The 16,620-nt window shown below is 68.1% G+C and carries 17 protein-coding genes, 1 tRNA gene and 1 pseudogene; 15 read left to right on the forward strand and 4 right to left on the reverse strand.

Annotated elements, in window-relative coordinates; genetic code table 11:
* The first annotated feature begins 217 nt into the window (after nucleotides 1-217).
* Genes G6030_RS08390 through G6030_RS08435 form a run of 10 tightly spaced genes read left to right on the forward strand, consistent with a single transcriptional unit; the run spans nucleotide 218 to nucleotide 10,485 of the window.
* Nucleotides 218-982, forward strand: coding sequence for an ABC transporter permease (locus tag G6030_RS08390; RefSeq protein WP_182642816.1), 765 nt, complete (start codon nucleotides 218-220; stop codon nucleotides 980-982).
* A 1-nt stretch (nucleotide 983) separates the two neighbouring features.
* A complete protein-coding gene (locus G6030_RS08395; RefSeq protein WP_063972958.1) occupies nucleotides 984-1,835 on the forward strand; it encodes an ABC transporter permease in 852 nt (283 codons plus the stop codon).
* A gap of 9 nt (nucleotides 1,836-1,844) precedes the next feature.
* Complete coding sequence (locus tag G6030_RS08400) at nucleotides 1,845-3,083, forward strand: MCE family protein (RefSeq protein ID WP_182642817.1); 1,239 nt, start codon at nucleotides 1,845-1,847, stop codon at nucleotides 3,081-3,083.
* Complete coding sequence (locus G6030_RS08405; protein WP_182642818.1) at nucleotides 3,080-4,135, forward strand: MCE family protein; 1,056 nt, start codon at nucleotides 3,080-3,082, stop codon at nucleotides 4,133-4,135. Before G6030_RS08400 ends, G6030_RS08405 begins: the two co-directional genes overlap by 4 nt.
* Nucleotides 4,128-5,276 carry an MCE family protein gene (locus tag G6030_RS08410; protein WP_182642819.1) on the forward strand — a complete coding sequence of 383 codons (1,149 nt, stop codon included), beginning with the start codon at nucleotides 4,128-4,130 and terminating at the stop codon, nucleotides 5,274-5,276. The genes G6030_RS08405 and G6030_RS08410 overlap by 8 nt, the downstream gene beginning before the upstream one ends.
* Nucleotides 5,273-6,538, forward strand: coding sequence for an MCE family protein (locus G6030_RS08415; RefSeq protein ID WP_182642820.1), 1,266 nt, complete (start codon nucleotides 5,273-5,275; stop codon nucleotides 6,536-6,538). Before G6030_RS08410 ends, G6030_RS08415 begins: the two co-directional genes overlap by 4 nt.
* Nucleotides 6,538-7,746, forward strand: coding sequence for an MCE family protein (locus G6030_RS08420; protein WP_182642821.1), 1,209 nt, complete (start codon nucleotides 6,538-6,540; stop codon nucleotides 7,744-7,746). Before G6030_RS08415 ends, G6030_RS08420 begins: the two co-directional genes overlap by 1 nt.
* Complete coding sequence (locus G6030_RS08425) at nucleotides 7,743-9,161, forward strand: MlaD family protein (protein ID WP_182642822.1); 1,419 nt, start codon at nucleotides 7,743-7,745, stop codon at nucleotides 9,159-9,161. Before G6030_RS08420 ends, G6030_RS08425 begins: the two co-directional genes overlap by 4 nt.
* Nucleotides 9,161-9,703 carry a hypothetical protein gene (locus G6030_RS08430; RefSeq protein ID WP_182642823.1) on the forward strand — a complete coding sequence of 181 codons (543 nt, stop codon included), beginning with the start codon at nucleotides 9,161-9,163 and terminating at the stop codon, nucleotides 9,701-9,703. The genes G6030_RS08425 and G6030_RS08430 overlap by 1 nt, the downstream gene beginning before the upstream one ends.
* On the forward strand, nucleotides 9,700-10,485 hold the full coding sequence (locus G6030_RS08435) for a hypothetical protein (protein WP_182642824.1): 786 nt from the start codon (nucleotides 9,700-9,702) through the stop codon (nucleotides 10,483-10,485). The genes G6030_RS08430 and G6030_RS08435 overlap by 4 nt, the downstream gene beginning before the upstream one ends.
* A 15-nt stretch (nucleotides 10,486-10,500) precedes the next feature.
* On the opposite strand, the gene G6030_RS08440 is transcribed toward G6030_RS08435, so the two are convergent.
* From G6030_RS08440 to G6030_RS08450, 3 genes are all read right to left on the reverse strand, one after another.
* A complete protein-coding gene (locus tag G6030_RS08440) occupies nucleotides 10,501-11,949 on the reverse strand; it encodes a trehalose-6-phosphate synthase (protein WP_182642825.1) in 1,449 nt (482 codons plus the stop codon).
* A 34-nt stretch (nucleotides 11,950-11,983) separates the two neighbouring features.
* Complete coding sequence (locus G6030_RS08445; RefSeq protein WP_007633643.1) at nucleotides 11,984-12,166, reverse strand: hypothetical protein; 183 nt, start codon at nucleotides 12,164-12,166, stop codon at nucleotides 11,984-11,986.
* Between the two features lie 69 nt (nucleotides 12,167-12,235).
* Nucleotides 12,236-13,618, reverse strand: coding sequence for a threonine/serine exporter family protein (locus G6030_RS08450; RefSeq protein WP_347238612.1), 1,383 nt, complete (start codon nucleotides 13,616-13,618; stop codon nucleotides 12,236-12,238).
* 78 nt (nucleotides 13,619-13,696) lie between these two features.
* Here G6030_RS08450 and G6030_RS08455 point away from each other — a divergent pair.
* The 3 genes from G6030_RS08455 (at nucleotide 13,697) to G6030_RS08465 (ending at nucleotide 14,638) form a co-directional block, all read left to right on the forward strand.
* Nucleotides 13,697-13,769 (forward strand) — tRNA-Thr (locus G6030_RS08455).
* Between the two features lie 65 nt (nucleotides 13,770-13,834).
* Nucleotides 13,835-14,212, forward strand: a complete 378-nt coding sequence (locus G6030_RS08460; protein WP_182642826.1) for a nuclear transport factor 2 family protein — start codon at nucleotides 13,835-13,837, stop codon at nucleotides 14,210-14,212.
* A gap of 33 nt (nucleotides 14,213-14,245) precedes the next feature.
* On the forward strand, nucleotides 14,246-14,638 hold the full coding sequence (locus tag G6030_RS08465; RefSeq protein WP_182642827.1) for a nuclear transport factor 2 family protein: 393 nt from the start codon (nucleotides 14,246-14,248) through the stop codon (nucleotides 14,636-14,638).
* Between the two features lie 40 nt (nucleotides 14,639-14,678).
* Here the strand turns inward: G6030_RS08465 and G6030_RS08470 are convergent, their stop codons facing one another.
* Nucleotides 14,679-15,107, reverse strand: coding sequence for an HIT family protein (locus tag G6030_RS08470; protein WP_182642828.1), 429 nt, complete (start codon nucleotides 15,105-15,107; stop codon nucleotides 14,679-14,681).
* A gap of 123 nt (nucleotides 15,108-15,230) precedes the next feature.
* Between G6030_RS08470 and G6030_RS08475 the strand changes: the two genes are divergently transcribed.
* A complete protein-coding gene (locus G6030_RS08475; RefSeq protein WP_043569064.1) occupies nucleotides 15,231-15,944 on the forward strand; it encodes a TetR/AcrR family transcriptional regulator in 714 nt (237 codons plus the stop codon).
* Between the two features lie 58 nt (nucleotides 15,945-16,002).
* Nucleotides 16,003-16,620 (forward strand): annotated as a pseudogene (locus tag G6030_RS08480) (phosphoribosylamine--glycine ligase); the annotation flags it as partial.

Genomic DNA, 16,620 nt, shown 5'->3' on the forward strand with positions numbered 1-16,620 from the left:
CACCCAAGCATTTAAGAACTAACGACACGCGACACTAGATTCCGGACACCGCAGGCGGGGCCTCCTGACGGGGGTGAGAGGAAGCCCTTGCCACATAGAACGCGTTCTAGATACGGTGTAACCGCGATCACACCGAAATGGTCACTTGTTCAGCGGTCCGGTTCGCGTGGCCCGGTGTCGCGTGGTCCGGGGGGATGTCAGACAGGAGGGGGCACCAATGGCGAGAGTCCTCGATGCACCGCTCAAGGGCATCGGCGAGTTCTTCGCCATGACCCTCGACACGTTCGTCTCCTTCCCCACGATCGTCCGTCAGGGTCGCGAGTTCATCGAGCAGTCCTGGTTCATCGCCCGGGTGTCGACCATGGCCACCGTGCTCGTGGCCATCCCGTTCACGGTCCTGGTGAGCTTCACCCTCAACATCCTGCTGCGTGAGATCGGCGCGGCCGACCTGTCGGGAGCCGGCGCCGCGCTGGGTGCCGTCACCCAGGTCGGGCCGATGGTCACCGTCCTCATCGTCGCGGGCGCGGGCGCGACCGCCATCTGTGCCGACCTCGGTGCGCGCACCATCCGCGAGGAGATCGACGCGATGGAGGTGCTGGGGATCGACCCGGTCAAGCGGCTCGTCGTGCCGCGCGTGGCGGCCTCGACGTTCGTCGCGCTGTTGCTCAACGGGCTGGTGTGCACGATCGGCATCCTCGGCGGATTCCTGTTCTCCGTGCTGCTGCAGGGCGTCAACCCGGGCGCCTTCGTCAACGGCATCACCCTGCTGACCGGGCTCGGCGAGCTGATCCTCGCGCAGATCAAGGCCGGTGTGTTCGGGATGCTGGCGGGGCTCGTCGCCTGCTACAAGGGGCTCTACGTCCGCGGCGGGCCGAAGGAGGTCGGCAGCGCGGTCAACGAGACCGTCGTCTTCGCCTTCATGTGCCTGTTCGTGGTCAACACCGTCATCACCGCCGTCGGCGTCAAGGTCCTGGGGGCGTGACATGGCGGTGATCGAGACCGCCCGGTTCCCGCGACTGTCACGGGCCCGGAACTCCGCGGTCAAGAGCTTCGACGACTTCGGCGACCACGCGCTGTTCTTCTGGCGCGCGCTGGTGGCGACGCCGCGCGCGCTGACCCAGTACCCCAAGGAGACCCTCCGGCTGATCGCCGAGATCGCGATGGGGACGGGCGCGCTGGCGATGATCGGCGGCACCGTCGTGATCGTCGCCTTCCTCACCCTCGCCACCGGCGGCGTGATCGCCGTCCAGGGCTTCTCGTCGCTCACGGACGTGGGCGTGGAGGCGCTCACCGGGTTCTTCGCCGCCTTCATCAACGTCCGGATCGCGGCGCCCGTGATCGCGGGCATCGGACTCGCGGCGACGATCGGGGCCGGCGCGACGGCACAACTGGGCGCGATGCGGGTCTCCGAGGAGATCGACGCCCTCGAGGTCATGGCGATCGACTCGATCACCTACCTGGTCTCCACCCGCATCGTCGCGGGGATGATCGCGGTGGTGCCGCTGTACTCGCTGGCCGTGATCGCGTCGTTCCTCGCCAGCCGGTTCGCGACGGTGGAGATCTACGGCCAGTCCGGCGGCGTCTACGACCACTACTTCTCGACGTTCCTCATCCCGACGGACATCCTGTGGTCCTTCGTCCAGGCCATCGCCATGGCCATCACGATCATGCTCATCCACACCTACTACGGCTATAACGCGGCCGGTGGCCCCGCCGGTGTCGGCTCGGCCGTCGGCAACGCGGTGCGCACCTCGCTCATCGCCGTGGTGACCGTGACCCTTCTCGTCTCGCTCGCGATCTACGGCGGAGACGGCAACTTCAACCTCTCGGGATAGGAGACGAACATGGCGAGGACGGTGAGTCAGAGCGACACCGGGCCCAGGCGCATCGCGGGCGCGTGCCTCGCGGTGTTCCTGGTCGCGGTGATCGCGCTGTCCCTCCTGCTGTTCGGCCGGGCGTTCGACGACCGCGTGCCGTTGACGGTGCGCAGCGACCGCGCGGGGCTGGTCATGGAGGCGGACGCGAAGGTCCGGTCCCGCGGTGTGGAGATCGGCAACGTCACCGACATCAGGCAGGAGTTCGACGGCGCGACGATAGAGATCGAGGTCGACCCGGCCGCGCTCGAGGCCGTCCCGTCCAACGCGGTGGTGTCCATCGGCTCCAACACCGTCTTCGGCGCCAAGTCCGTGGACTTCGAACCGCCGGCCGTCCCGGCCCCGACGCCGCTGGCAGCGGGCGCGGTCGTGGAGACCTCGCGGGTCACCACTGAGGTCAACACCCTGTTCGAGGACCTGTCCGACCTGCTCGTGGCGATCGAGCCCGAGAAGCTCAACGCCACGCTCGGCGCGGTCTCCGGGGCGGTGGACGGACGCGGCGAGCAGGTCGGCCGGACGATCACCGACCTGCGCGCATACCTGGATGAGATCAACCCGCAGATCGAGACGCTCCACCGGGATCTGGCCAAGGGGTCGCGCGTGGCCAACCTCTACGCCGACGTCACGCCGGACATCATGCGGCTGCTCGACTCGGGTACGGACGTCGGCGCCAACGTGGTCAACAACCATGCCCGGTTCGAGCAGCTCCTCGCCGCGTCCATCGGGACGGGGGAGACCGGGAAGCGGCTGTTGGCGGAGAACGGCGACGAACTCGTCAAGACGCTGTCCGATCTCCGCGCGTCGACGAGTCTGCTCTACGAGTACTCGCCCATGCTCACCTGCCTGATCGTCGGGCTCAACCAGGGAGTCGAGGGCGCGACGTCCGCGTTCGGCGGCAAGGACCAGCCGGGCTTGGTGTTCAGAAACGGCTTCCAGCAGGGGGTGAGAGCGTACGAGTACCCGCGGGACCTGCCCAAGGTCAATGCCAGCACCGGACCCAACTGTTACGGGCTGCCGTTCCCGGACCCCGAGGTCCACGCTCCCTTCGTCGTCACCGACACCGGTTCCAATCCCGTGGAGGGCATGCCTGACGTGTTCACCTCACGCCCCGCACCACTGTTCGGCCCGCTGCGCTCCACCGTGCCGGGCGAGCCGGCGCCGCCGACCCTGCTCCAGGTGATGCTCGGGATGGATGGGGGCGACCAGTGAGCGCGGGACGCAGCTCGGCACGCGAGCTCCGGGCGACCCTCGTCAAGCTGGGAGTCTTCACGACCGTGATGGTCCTGGTCCTGGTGGGGCTCGTGCTGGTGTTCAGTGAGTACCGCAGCGGCGACTACGAGCGTTACGAGGCCGTGTTCACCGATGTGTCAGGACTGGAGTCCGGTGACAAGGTGCGCATAGCCGGAGTCGAGGTGGGCAAGGTCAACCGGATCGGCCTCGCCGAGGGCAACACCGCCGACGTGCGGTTCACGGTCGCCGGTAACCAGATCGTTCACCAGAGCACCGAGGCAGTCGTCCGCTACGAGAACCTCACCGGTGACCGCTACCTCGAACTGAAGCGAGGCGAGGGGGACCAGTCGCCTCTTGAACCGGGTGGAGTTCTGCCCATCACCCAGACCTCCCCGGCGCTCGACCTCGATGCGCTGCTCGGTGGGTTCCGCCCGTTGTTCAGGGCGCTCGACCCGGGGCAGGTCAATGACTTGTCCGAATCCATCGTCATGGTGTTCCAGGGGGAGGCCGGCACCGTCCAGGACCTGCTGGCTTCCACATCGTCGCTCACCCGGACGCTGGCGGATCGCGATCAGCTCATCGGCGACGTCATCACCAACCTCAACGCGGTTCTGACCACGGTGGCCGACAACCAGGAGAACGTGGACTCGATCGTCGACGATCTGCAGCAGTTGGTTTCCGGCCTGTCCGCCAACTCGGACCAGATCGGACAGTCGGTCACCCGCCTGAACGACGCGAGCGCCAACATGACCACCCTGCTGGCAGACGTGAGGCCGGCCCTGCGGGAGGACGTCGCCCAGATCGACCGCGTCGCGCAGTTGATCAACGAGGACGAGCCGTTCGTGGAGAACGTGATCAACCGACTTCCCAGCGACTTCGAGAAGATGGGGCGGCTAGGCATCTACGGCAGCTTCTTCCAGTTCTATCTCTGCGGCGTGATCGTCGAGATCACCAACCCGGCCACCGGGCAGAGCCTCTACATGCCGCAGTACGAACAGACGACGGGACGGTGTGCGTTCCCCGATGAGTGATCTCAGCAAGGGCGGGCCGCTCAAGGCGCCGCGAGGGCAACTCCGGTTTCGTGACCGTGACCCCAAGCGCATCGGTGTGTGGAGCACAGCCGCCGTGGTGGTGGTGATGGGAATCGCCCTCAATTACGACCGGATTCCGTATATCAACGGTATGCACGGCGCCACGGCATACGTTTCGGATGCCGCCGGGCTCAACACCGGAGACGAGGTGCAGGTCGCCGGCATGGAGGTGGGAACGGTCCGCGCGCTCGAGCTCGACGGCGACCGCGTCAGGGTCCGGTTCGACATCGACACGGACGTTGAGCTCGGCGCGGACACCTCGGTCCAGATCAAGACCGACTCGATTCTGGGCCGACGCGCCCTCGGAGTGTTCTCCGACGGGCGCGGCGAACTGGAGGATCGCACCGTGCCCCTCGACCGGTCCTCCGTCCCGTACTCACTGACCTCGGCGCTCGAAGACCTCAGCGACACGGTCGAGGCCATGGACACCGACAGGGTGGACGAGGCGCTGACCGTCCTGGCCGAGACGATGGAGGGTTCGTCCCCCGAAGTGCGGGGTGCCATCGACGGCATTACGAGGTTGTCCCGAACCCTCAACGAGCGCGACCAGGCCGTGAGCGAACTGCTGGAGAAGGCCGCCGGGACCACCGACGTTCTCGGTCAGCGCAGTGATCAGATCAATCAGCTGATGGTGGACGGCAACATCCTGTTCACCGAGCTCGATCTGCGGCGTCGTGCGCTCAGCGAGCTGGTCGTCAACATCGACGAGCTCGCCCGCCAGCTCTCCGGACTGGTACAGGACAACGAGGCCCAGCTCGGGCCGGCCCTCGACAAGCTGGAAGGGGTCTCGGATCTGCTGATCCGCAACATAGACGACATCGACCTGGGACTGCGCAGGATCGTCCCGTTCTCCACCGCCCTGAGTGAGGCCGTCGCCTCCGGGCCGTGGTTCAACGCCTACGTCTCCAACCTCTCGCAGGGGCACTACCAACAGACCATTCTGCGTGACCTCATGCCACTCATAGACGACCGCGTTCAGCCTGAACCCGGGCTCGTTACTGAACCGACGCTCCCGGGGACCCCGGAGCTGACGTTCATGGATGAATTCCCCGGATGGGGCGAGAAGAGGTTGCCGCGATGAGTCGATTCCTCTCCACCACAGCGGCCAGAGTCGTAGCCCTGCTCGCCGTCGTCGTCATCGTGATCGGCGCGGTGTGGTTCTTCACCGGCCGCACCAAGACGATCGTCGCCTTCTTCGAATCCACCCGCGGGGTGTACGAGGACGACACGGTCCGCGTGCTCGGTGTCCGGGTCGGCCGGATCACCGAGATCTCTGCCGAGGGCGGACTGTCCAGGGTCACCATGGCCGTCGACCACGACGTCCCGATCCCGGCCGACGCCAACGCCTTGTTGGTGGCACAGTCCCTGGTCGCGGAGCGATTCATTCAGCTCACCCCCGCTTACACCGGTGGCGAGGAACTGGAGGACGGTGCAGCGATCCCGGTCGAGCAGACCGCCGTCCCGGTCGAGTGGGACGGGGTCAAGGAACAGCTCATGAAGCTCTCCACCGCCCTGAGCCCGGCCGGGGACGAGGAGACCGGCCCCCTCGGCGAGTTCGTCGACTCAGCGGATGCGATGTTCGAAGGCAACGGCGCTGAGATCCGGGACGCACTCCACGAGGTCTCGCACACCATGTCGACGCTCTCTGACGGCCGGGAGAACCTCTTCACCACGCTCAAGAACCTCCAGCTCTTCGTCACGGCGCTGTCGCAGAGTGAAGAGCAGATCGTGTCCTTCGGGGGGAGACTCGCGAGCGTCTCACAGGTCCTCGGCGACCAGACCGACGACATCGACACCGCGCTGCGAGATCTCGACCTGGCGGTCATGGATATCAACCGGTTCCTCGCCAATCACGGGGACCGGGTGACCACCGCAGTCGACAAGCTCGGTCAGGCCACGAAGGTGGTCCGCGATCGACGGGCGGATCTGGAGGGAGCGCTCCACGTGGGGCCCACGGCCATGGCCAACTTCTACAACATCTATCGGCCCTACCAGGGCGTGCTCAACGGCGTATTGGCCTTGAACCAGATGGCCAACCCCACCAACTTCCTCTGCGGCGCGATCGCAGGCCTGGCCAACAACACCTCCGAGTCTGATGCCCAGCTCTGTGCGGAGTACATGGGACCATTGTTCAACTCGCTGACCTCCAACTACCCGTACGGTGCCGTCACCCCGCCCATCACGCCGACCGCCGAGCCGGACCAGATCTGGTACGACCAGAAACCGGGCACCCAGACGCCGCCGGGCGTGCAGCCGCCCTCGGACCGGCCGGACCCACTGGTCAACGTGGTCAACCGCGGTGACAACCTCACTGACACCCTCCTCGTGACGGGGGGTGCGTGATGAGCCACACGACAGGGCGATCCAGGATTGCGGCTGTTGGCGCGCTGGGGTGCGCGGTGTTGCTCGCAGGGGCGGGCTGCGGGTGGGACGGGCTCAACTCCCTCCCGCTGCCCGGGGCGCAGGGCACCGGTGACGGCGCCTACGAAGTCACCATCGAGATGCCCAACGTCACCACGATCACCCGAAACTCACCGGTGCGGGTCAACGACGTCAACGTCGGGTCAATCAGTGACATGCGAGTCGAGGACTACACCGCCATCGTGACCGTCACGCTCAACGAGGAGGTCCGGCTACCGGCCAACGCCCACGCCAAACTGGGTCAGACCAGCCTCCTGGGATCCCAGCACCTGGAGCTGTTCCCACCGCCGGACGGCGACTCCGAGGGGACCCTGGCCGCCGGGGATCTGATCCCGATCGAGCGGGCCGGTGTCTACCCGACCACCGAGCAGACGCTCTCGGCGCTGTCCGTCGTGCTCACTGACGGCGGGCTGGCCCAGTTCGAGACCATCGCGCAGGAGTTTAACACCGCCCTGGACGGGCGTCAGTTGGACACCAAGGAGGTCATCAACCAACTCGAGACCACCGTCAGCGGACTGGACGAGCAGCGGGCCGATATCGTCGCCGCGATGGAGGGGCTCGACCGCCTGGCCCGGCAGGTCGATGAGCAGAACGACACTCTCGCGCGAGCTCTCGGACAGATGCCGGAGGCGGTGGAGCTGATCAACGACCAGAAACAGGAGCTCACCACCGCGCTGGTGTCGCTGGGGGACTTCGGCAACAAGGCCAACCAGATCATCGACGCCGGCGGCGGACAGAACCTGGTGGATAATCTCAGCGACATCACCCCGGTGCTCGAGGGCCTGGCCGACTCCGGCCGCAATCTGACCCGGGTGCTCAGCGCGCTGATCACGTTCCCGTTCCCGCAGGCGGGCATCGACAACTTCTTGCGCGGCGACTACGCCAACCTGTATATCCACGCAGACTTCACCATGCCCCGCCTCGCGGAGACCCTGCTGCTGGGTACCGAGTTCGGCGACCGCATGGCCGGGCTCGAGGGCTACGTTGGCCTGGCGCCCGGCTCGGTTGTCAGCCCGGATCCGTTCTCCCTGGACGTGCCACGGCCCGACCCGGAGGCGGAGAACCCGCTCGCCGACCTTGAGCCCGACGGGCCAGAAGACGGCGAATCAACAGAGGAGGGCCCCCGATGACCCGGCTCGTCAAGATCCAGCTGGTGATCTTCTCCGTGGTCACGGTGCTCGCCCTGACCATCATGTCGGTGGTGTATCTTCAGCTGCCCCGGGCCATGGGATGGCAGCGCACCGACGTGACGCTGCAGATGCCGGACACGGGCGGACTGTACAAGAACGCCAACGTCTCCTACCTGGGCAACACCATCGGGCGCGTCGACTCCGTCACGCTCAAACCCGGATACGTGGAGGCCGCGCTGCACTTCGACTCGCGAGCCGACGTACCGGAGAACGTGCGCGCGCACATTCGCAGCGTCTCGGCGGTCGGCGAGCAGTTTGTCGATTTTATCCCCGAGGGGTCGCCGACGGGCCGGATGGCCGACAACACTGTGTTCGAGCAGGACCGTGTGGACATGCCGCAGGGCATCGGCCCGGTGCTCGACCAGGCCACCGTGCTGATGGCCTCGATCGACGACGCCAAGATGCGGCGAGTGATCTCCGAGTCCTTTGACGCGTTCAACGGCTCCGACCGGGACCTGCAGCGTTTCCTCGACTCGGCGCAGTTGCTGCTCGAAGAAGCGACCAACAACACCGACGTCACCCGCGCCCTCATCGCTGACGCTGAGCCCGTGCTGGACTCGCAGTTGCGCTCGTCCGACTCGATCCGGGCGTGGACTCGTAACCTCGCGGACATCACCGACCAGCTACGCGTCAACGAACCGGAGCTGACCTCACTGATGGAACGCGGTCCCGACGCGTTGGCACGAGCCACCAAGGCGCTCAACGAATTGCAGCCGACCATGCCGGTGCTGGTGGCCAACCTCGTGAGCGTGGGTGAAGTGGGCGTGGTCTACAACCGTTCGATCGAGCAGCTGCTGGTGATCTACCCGGCGCTCGTGTCGTCTCTGATCACCGCGATCGAAGGGGCCCGGGAGACCGGGGAGATCAAGGTGGACTTCAACCTGCAGATCAACGAGACCCCACCCTGCACCACGGGCTTCCTGCCCGCCGATCAGCGCCGGTCCCCGGCCGACCTCTCGGTTCCTCCGCTGCTCAACGACATCTACTGCAAGGTGCCCATGGATTCGCAGACCGCGGTCCGGGGTGCCCGCAACCTGCCCTGCATGGAATACCCGGGCCGCCGCGGGGCGTCCCCGGCCGACTGTGCCGCCAACAACTACGTGCCCGAGGGGATCAACCCCCCGGACACCAGCGAGGTGGGCCCTCCCGGCAACAACCCCAACGCTTATGATGTGGTGCCGTCCTCGACCGACGGCGAGCCCGAGGTCCGTACCTCAGCTGCGATGTACCACCCCTCGACGGGCGAGTATCAGGGCGCGGACGGGAAGACGTATCGTCAGCTGAACCTGGGCACAGCCAACCGACTAGCCGCTGATGCCGACCTGGCCGACATCCTGACGAACGGAGTTACCTAGTGCCGCAGCCGGACCAGACCCCCACCGAGGGTGGGCGGACCGGACTGATAGTGGCGGCGGTGATCACGGCACTGTGTCTCGTGGCGGCGATCGTCTCCACGGGCCTGTGGCTCAGCGAGAGGAACTCCGCAGCCTCCATCCGTGCCGACCGCGCCTCCGCCACAGAGCTCGACGCGTCCTACCGTGATTTCGCGACCACTGTGATGACCAAGCTGATGACCATCCGCCAAGAGACGCTGACCGAGGACGTGGACGAGATCATCGAGCTGATCGACGGGGACTTCTCGGAGCAGTTCGCGCCCCGTCGCGACTCCTACGAGGACGTGGTCACCACCACCAACGTCGTGGCGGACGGGGTGGTCAGCGCTGCCGCTGTCGAGCACTCCTACCCGGATCGAGCCGAGGTGATCATGGCGATCGACCAGACCATCGGAAACCCCAGGGCTTCCGACGAGCAGGACCGCCAGTACCGGGTGCGGGTGACCGTGGACAGGCACGACGACGGCGAGATGAAGGTCACGGGGGTGAACTTCATTCCATGAGCAGCTCCGAATCCGACATCCGGGCCACCCGCCGAGCCCAGCGGGAGGCCGAGCGGGCCGCCCGCGCCCAGCGCAAGGCCGACGCCGCCCGAGAGCGCGCCCTGGAGGCGGCCCGTGCCGGCGGACTGTTCGAGGGGATGGAGGCGAGGCCACAGACCGCGGCCGAACCTGCCGCCGCGGCGCCCGGTGCGGGCGATACTGCGCGTACCGACGAGTTTGCGCACACGGGTGCGGAGCCGACGAGCGTGGGGCAGCCCCGCCGCGAACCGCTCGACCCTGCTCGTCGGCGCGCGGTCATCACGGCCCTTGCTGTCGCGTCTGCGTTCCTCGTCGTCGTCACCGGGTTGGCCACCTGGCAGTACGTCGAGGCCCGCCAGGCGACGTCCGCTGAGGAGACGATCGCCGACGCGCCACGCGAGGCGACCGACGCGGCGCGCGAGATCACGACCCAGATGTTCACTTACGACCACCGGACGGTCGACGCCGACCTCGCCGCCGTGCGCGACCGGCTCGCGGACCCGGCCCTGACGGAATTCGTCGAGCAGTCCATGCCGACCGTGGCCTCTGCCGCCAAGCAGCAGGAGGCCACCGTCTACGCGACCGTCGCCGCCGCGGCCCCGCAGGAGGTCGTGGACGCCGATCACGTCACCGTGCTGGTCATGCTCAACCGCATGGTCTCCACCAAGGAGAACCCCGAGGCCGCGAGCTCGGCGTCGCGGCTGAGCGTGGCCATGGAGCGCCGGGACGGGACGTGGAAGCTCGCCGAACTGGAGGCGCTGTAGGAGCCTCGCGGGAGGCTAGTCGCCGGACGTCGCGTCGAGCGTCTGGAAGAAGCGGCGGGCCCACGCGTGGACGTCGTTACCCAGCACCTGGCGACGCAGGGTGCGCATGCGACGGCGACGCTCCTCGGCGGAGTCGTTCACCGCGGCCATGATGGTGTCCTTGACGCCGTCGAGGTCGTGCGGATTGCACAGGTACGCCTGGCGTAGCTCCGCGGCCGCCCCGGCGAACTCGCTCAGCACCAGCGCACCGTCGCCGTCCGTGCACGAGGCCACGTACTCCTTGGCCACCAGGTTCATGCCGTCGCGCACCGGCGTCACCAACATGACGTCGGCGGCCGCGTAGAACGCCGTCAGCTCCGACTTCGGCACCGGCCGGTGGATGTACGTCACCACCGGGTGCCCGATCTCGCCGAACGACCCGTTGATGCGGCCGACCGACTCCTCGATCCGTGACCGCATGATCTGATACTGCTCGACGCGCTCGCGGCTCGGCGTGGCCAGCTGCAGCAGGGTGACGTCCGAGGGCTCCAGACGGCCCTCCTCGAACAGCTCCTCCAGCGCACGCAGGCGGACGTCGATGCCCTTGGTGTAGTCCAGCCGGTCGACGCCCAGCATCAGTACCCGCGGCGACCCCAGCTCCTCGCGCAGGCGGGAGGCACGGGCGCGGGTCTCGCGGCTGCGGGCGGTGGCGTCGACGGACGCGGAGTCGATGGAGATCGGGAAGGCGCCGACCCGCACCATGCGGTCGCCGACGCGGATCTCGGAGGCGCGGCCCCGCGCGGAGCGCAGCCGCACGGACGGGTGGCCGCGCAGTCGGCTGGCGAGGATCCGGAAGTTGTCCGCCCCGCCGGACAGGTGGAAACCGACCAGGTCGGCGCCGAGCATGCCCTCGACGAGCTCGGTCCGCCACGGCAGCTGCATGAACAGCTCGACGGGCGGGAAAGGGATGTGGAGGAAGAACCCGATGGTCAGGTCGGGACGCAGCTCGCGCAACAGCGCGGGCACCAGCAGCAGCTGGTAGTCCTGCACCCACACCGTGGCGCCCTCGGCGGCGGCCTCGGCCGTGGCCTCGGCGAACCGCGTGTTGACCTCGCGGTAGGCGTTCCACCACTCGCGGTGGTACTCGGGCGGTACCACGACGTCGTGGAACAGCGGCCACAGCGTGGCGTTGGAGAAGCCCTCGTAGTAGAGCTCGACGTCGCGCGCGGACAGCGTGACCGAGTGGAGACGGATACCGTCCGCGTCGAACGGCTCGGGGGAGGCGTCCGGGACGCCGGGCCACCCGACCCAGGCGCCGTCGTTGGCCTTGAGGATCGACTCGAGCGCCGTGACGAGGCCACCGGGGCTGGCCTTCCAGTGCTCGGTGCCGTCGCGGTCGATGACGAGGTCCACGGGGAGGCGGTTGGCGACGACGACGAAGTCGGCTCCCGCTCCGGTCGACGTCTGCCCGGTACCGCTCGTCATCCGCGTGCCCTCATCTCGAGTCGTCGTGCTCTGCCTACTCCGCGTCCGCCGTCACCTGCGGTTCCGGACCGATCCCCAGCATGTCGAGGAGCATCCGGCACTCGTCCGCGTCGGCCGAGTACGAGGCCACGACCCGGCGGGCCTGATCGGCCGTCTCGTCGGCGACCGGCTCCAGATCGTCGAGTTCGGGTTCCTTGCTGGCGGCGGCGGATGCCATCGATGTCCTCCTGGGGTCGGTGGGGGACGAGGGCGCCGGGTGGCGGCGTCGTCCGCGGCCGATTCTACGTCACTGGTCGGCGGCGGCCGACCGACGCAGATTGCGGGTGACCCACTCACCGAACACGATCCCGGCGGCCAGCGCCACCGCGATCGCCAACGCCTGGAACATCAGCCCCAGGCCGATACCCGTCTGATCGCTCGTCAGCGCGGACAGGCCGCGGTACACCGACAGGCCCGGCAGGAACGGGGTGATGCCGGCGATGGTGACGACCAGCGGCGGGACGGTCGCGATACGGGCGAGGATTCCGCCGAACAGGCCCATGAAGCAGGCGGCGAGTGCCGACCCCACGACCACACCCAGGCCGGTGGCGATGACGCCCTGGTAGATGAGCATGCCCATCGATCCGACCCCCGCCGCGAGCCATGTGGCCCGGACGGTCGCGTAGCTGGCCACCGCGAACCCGGCCGCGCCGACCCCGGCCGCGAGCACGGCCACGTGGACCGCGGCGTTCCCGGCGATCGACGGGTCGATCGGGGGAGGGACGAACCCGAGGCGGGCGAAGGCCGCCAGGGCGATGGTGATGCCGCCCATGACGCCACCGGTCATGATCAGCGTCTCAACCCCACGGCCGGCGGAGGTCACGGGGAAGCCGGTGATGGCGTCCTCGATCGCACCGACGAGGGTGAGCCCGGCGAGGAGCACGATGATCCCCGCCGCCACGAGCTGTGACGGCTGGATCTCGATGAAGTTGTCGCTCAGGGCCGCGTACCCGGCCAACGCCCACCCCGCGGCGATGAACCCGCCCACGACCTGTTGGAAGAAGGACGGGAGCCGGTGGCCGTCCAGGAACCGGTTGGCGTACATGAGGGCGAACGTCGAGACCATCGAGATGAGCCCCGCCAGTGGGCTGCCCCCGAGTTGGATGACGACCGCGCAGCCGAGCATCGCCCACCCCAGCACGGCGACACGGAACGAGTGCGGGTGCGGCGAGGTGACGATCTTGTCGACCTCCGCCGTGGCCTGGTCGACGGTGAGTTGGCGTCGCACGATGAGGTCGATCAGCCGCGACACGCGGGTCACCCGCGTCATGTCGACGGTCCGGTAGTTGACCACACGGATCACGGAGATCGGTGGTCTACCGCGGCGACGGTTGACGCCGATGGTCAGCGAGGTGAAGGTGACCTCGACGGTGGCACCCGGCAGACCGAATGCGGCCGCCACCGATTCCGCCTGGGCGACGGTGTCCGCGGCGCCCTCGCCGGACGAGAGCAGGATCCCGCCGATCTCGAGCGCGAGGTTGAGCACGTCGGTGACCGCGCCGTCGTCGTCGAGGTCGACCGGCGCCATGGGGGACAGGGGCGGCTCGACCGCCAGATCCATGGTGGATTTGCGCAGATTCAGCCACGCCAGCGGGCGGGTGAACGGTGCGGGTGCGTCGCGGGTCTCCACGATGCACACCGTAGTCAAGGGCTCGCGGGGCGGGCGGGTTAGGATGGCCCCCGGGTCCGTCGTCACTTCCGGGCCCGTGCTGGAGTGGCGCAATTGGTAGCGCACCCGACTTGTAATCGGGCGGTTGCGAGTTCAAGTCTCGTCTCCAGCTCTGTGTCGTATCGCCCCTGTAGGATGCCCCCACCTTCCTTCCCTCCCCATCAGGAGGCATCCGCTGTGACCGACCAGAGCCCCCGCCGCGTCGCCACCACGTGGATGTCGGCCGTCGTCGAAGGTGATGTCGAGACCGCGATCGCGCTCTCGGCGCCGTCGATCGTCTACACCACGGGCCAGGTACGGCGGTACGAGGGCCACGAGGGGATCCGCGACATCGCGTCGGACTTCAACCGGCTCGCGGGTTTCCTCACCGTCTCCGTCGAGGGGGAGATCCTCGAGGACGGGGGAGTCGTCGCGCTACGCCGGATCGAGCGGTACACGGTGCCCAGCGGGGGGATAGAGATCCGGGGTTGCTCGTTCGTCGAGGTCGAGGACGGGCTCGTCACCCGGTGGGCGGATTACAAGAGCATGGAGTCGATCGACGACGTCATCGGGTGACGGGGACCCGACGGACGGCCGGGGAGGAGAGGCATGAGCGACGAACAGGCGACGGAAGTCGACGCCGGTCGGGTGGCCAGGGCGTTCCTCGAGGCCGTCTTCGCAGGGGATCCCGAGACGGCGTGCGCGTACAGCAGCCCCGGTCTCACCCTCCGCATCGAGGGGCAGGGCACCGTCGAGGGACATGCGGGGCTGCGCGAGATCATGGACCTGTCCGCCGAGGTGTGTAGCGATATGGACATGCGGATCCATCACGTCCTGGCCGCCGGTGAGACGGCGGCCATCAACCGGACTACCCGCGTGACGGTCAACGGGAAGCGGCTCACGGTGGAGGTCGGCGCGTTCTTCACGGTGCGAGACGGGCTCGTCTGCGAATGGACGGACTATCAGGACGCGCAGGCGCTGCTCCGGGCGTTGGGCCACTGATGACGGGGCACTGATCGGCCGGAGCAGCGCACCGGTCGCGTCACGCCTCGGGGACGAACTCCCCGTATCCGAGTTCGCGCAGCTCGCGGCGCAGCGTCTCTGCGGCGGCGTCGGATTCCTCCGCCGGGGCGTCGGGGTTCGCCAGTGACAGGTCGAAACCCGACATGTCGTTGGCGGGGAAAACGTGGATGTGGGTGTGGGGTACCTCGAAGCCGGCGATGAGGTAGCCGGCCCGCTTCGCCCCGAAGCCGGAGAGGACCGCCTTGCCGACGGCCTGCGCGACCTCGTTGAGGCGCGTGAGGAGTGCGGGCTCGAGATCCGTCCACCGATCGACCTCCGCCCGCGGGACGACGAGGGTGTGGCCCGGTGCGACCGGCGCGATGGTGAGGAACGCCACCACATCGGGGTCCTGCCACACGAAACGACCCGGTAGTTCACCGGCGATGATCTTGCTGAAAACCGTCGACATGTCACCAGACTACGGATTCGTCTCGGCGCTTTCCGGTGGATGAGTGGTAACAAGTGATCTAATAGAGTGTCCGCCGTTCGTCGGACGGCATCGGGCCCTCTACTCACGCGAAGGAGCATCGACATGGTCGAGGCAAGTGTTGCGCCAGCAGAGGGCGCGGTGAAGAAGAAGGCCTATCACCACGGCGACCTCCGCAACGCCATCATCCAGGAGGCCATCGCGCGGGCCCGGGTCTCCGGAGAGAAGGCGATCGTCCTCCGCGAGATCGCGCCGCACATCGGCGTGTCCGCGACCGCCGCGTACCGGCACTTCGCCAACCGGCAGCAGCTCGTCGAGGAGGTCGCCTCCCGCGGGTTCGTCGAGATGATCGAGCGCGTCGAGGCCGCGGCCGCCGCCGCGGGAGCGGGTGACGAGCCCGGGACCGTCCTCGCGTCGTATCTCCAGCTGCGCTGCGCCGCGCTCGCGGTGGTCGAGTTCTCGATCGAGGAACCGGCGTGGGCGCGGACCATGATGGAGAACCTGGGCATCTCCGAGGTCGTCCGGGCCCGGGCCGACGACATCAACGCGGTCCTGCAGTCCCTCATCGACCGGGGTGTCGAGGCGGGCACGTTCGTGGGCGGCACCGTCGTGAACGACGAACTGTCGCTCTGGGCCGCGATCGACGGGTTGAGCGCGCAGGCGATGTACGGCATCAGGTCCATGAGCACGCCGTCGGCCGCGCGCGCGTCGGCGCGCACGATCGACCTGTGCCTGACGGATCTCCTCACCGAGGAGGGGCTGCGGGTCCGCGACGAGGTGTCGGAACCCGGCGATATCGCCGCCGACGCGGAGGGCTAGAGACCGTTCGATCCGGGCCCGATCGAGGCGGCGCGGGCGCGACGCTACTGTAGGCGCTGTGCGCATTCTCGTGATCGGTTCCGGTGCCCGTGAGCACGCCCTCCTCGTCGCCCTCGCGGCGGACCCCGCGGTGTCCGAGCTGCACGCCGCGCCCGGGAACCCGGGGATGGTGCAGGCGACGTGTCACGCGGTCGCGGTGACCGATCCCGTCGCGGTGACCGCCCTGGCCCGGAAGATCGGTGCCGACCTTGTCGTGATCGGACCCGAGGTGCCGTTGGTGGCCGGCGTCGCCGACGTCCTGCGGGAGGCCGGTATCCCGGTCTTCGGCCCGTCGGCGGAGGCCGCTCGCATCGAGGGCTCCAAGGCGTTCGCGAAGGACGTGATGGCGGCCGCGGGTGTACGGACGGCGCGGGCCGAGATCGTGGACTCGCCCGCCGACCTCGACGAGGCGCTCGACCGGTTCGGCCCGACATGGGTCGTCAAGGACGACGGACTGGCCGCCGGCAAGGGGGTCGTGGTGACCCCCGATCGCGCGGCCGCCCACGCCCATGCGCTGGCCTGCCTCGACGACGGCCACCCCGTCCTGCTGGAGTCCTTCCTCGACGGGCCCGAGGTCTCGCTGTTCTGCCTCGTCGACGGGGAGACGGTCGTTCCGTTGCTGCCCGCGCAGGACCAC

The sequence above is a fragment of the Dietzia sp. E1 genome (genome assembly GCF_014145015.1).
In the GTDB taxonomy this organism is placed as follows: domain Bacteria; phylum Actinomycetota; class Actinomycetes; order Mycobacteriales; family Mycobacteriaceae; genus Dietzia; species Dietzia cinnamea_A.

Excerpts from the sequence above, each read along its gene's own strand:
- G6030_RS08390 (WP_182642816.1), top strand. The coding sequence starts at position 218 with ATGGCGAGAGTCCTCGATGCACCGCTCAAGGGCATCGGCGAGTTCTTC.
- G6030_RS08395 (WP_063972958.1), top strand. The coding sequence starts at position 984 with ATGGCGGTGATCGAGACCGCCCGGTTCCCGCGACTGTCACGGGCCCGG.
- G6030_RS08400 (WP_182642817.1), top strand. The coding sequence starts at position 1,845 with ATGGCGAGGACGGTGAGTCAGAGCGACACCGGGCCCAGGCGCATCGCG.
- G6030_RS08410 (WP_182642819.1), top strand. The coding sequence starts at position 4,128 with ATGAGTGATCTCAGCAAGGGCGGGCCGCTCAAGGCGCCGCGAGGGCAA.
- G6030_RS08415 (WP_182642820.1), top strand. The coding sequence starts at position 5,273 with ATGAGTCGATTCCTCTCCACCACAGCGGCCAGAGTCGTAGCCCTGCTC.
- G6030_RS08420 (WP_182642821.1), top strand. The coding sequence starts at position 6,538 with ATGAGCCACACGACAGGGCGATCCAGGATTGCGGCTGTTGGCGCGCTG.
- G6030_RS08425 (WP_182642822.1), top strand. The coding sequence starts at position 7,743 with ATGACCCGGCTCGTCAAGATCCAGCTGGTGATCTTCTCCGTGGTCACG.
- G6030_RS08435 (WP_182642824.1), top strand. The coding sequence starts at position 9,700 with ATGAGCAGCTCCGAATCCGACATCCGGGCCACCCGCCGAGCCCAGCGG.
- G6030_RS08440 (WP_182642825.1), bottom strand. The coding sequence starts at position 11,949 with ATGACGAGCGGTACCGGGCAGACGTCGACCGGAGCGGGAGCCGACTTC.
- G6030_RS08445 (WP_007633643.1), bottom strand. The coding sequence starts at position 12,166 with ATGGCATCCGCCGCCGCCAGCAAGGAACCCGAACTCGACGATCTGGAG.
- G6030_RS08465 (WP_182642827.1), top strand. The coding sequence starts at position 14,246 with ATGAGCGACGAACAGGCGACGGAAGTCGACGCCGGTCGGGTGGCCAGG.
- G6030_RS08470 (WP_182642828.1), bottom strand. The coding sequence starts at position 15,107 with ATGTCGACGGTTTTCAGCAAGATCATCGCCGGTGAACTACCGGGTCGT.
- G6030_RS08475 (WP_043569064.1), top strand. The coding sequence starts at position 15,231 with ATGGTCGAGGCAAGTGTTGCGCCAGCAGAGGGCGCGGTGAAGAAGAAG.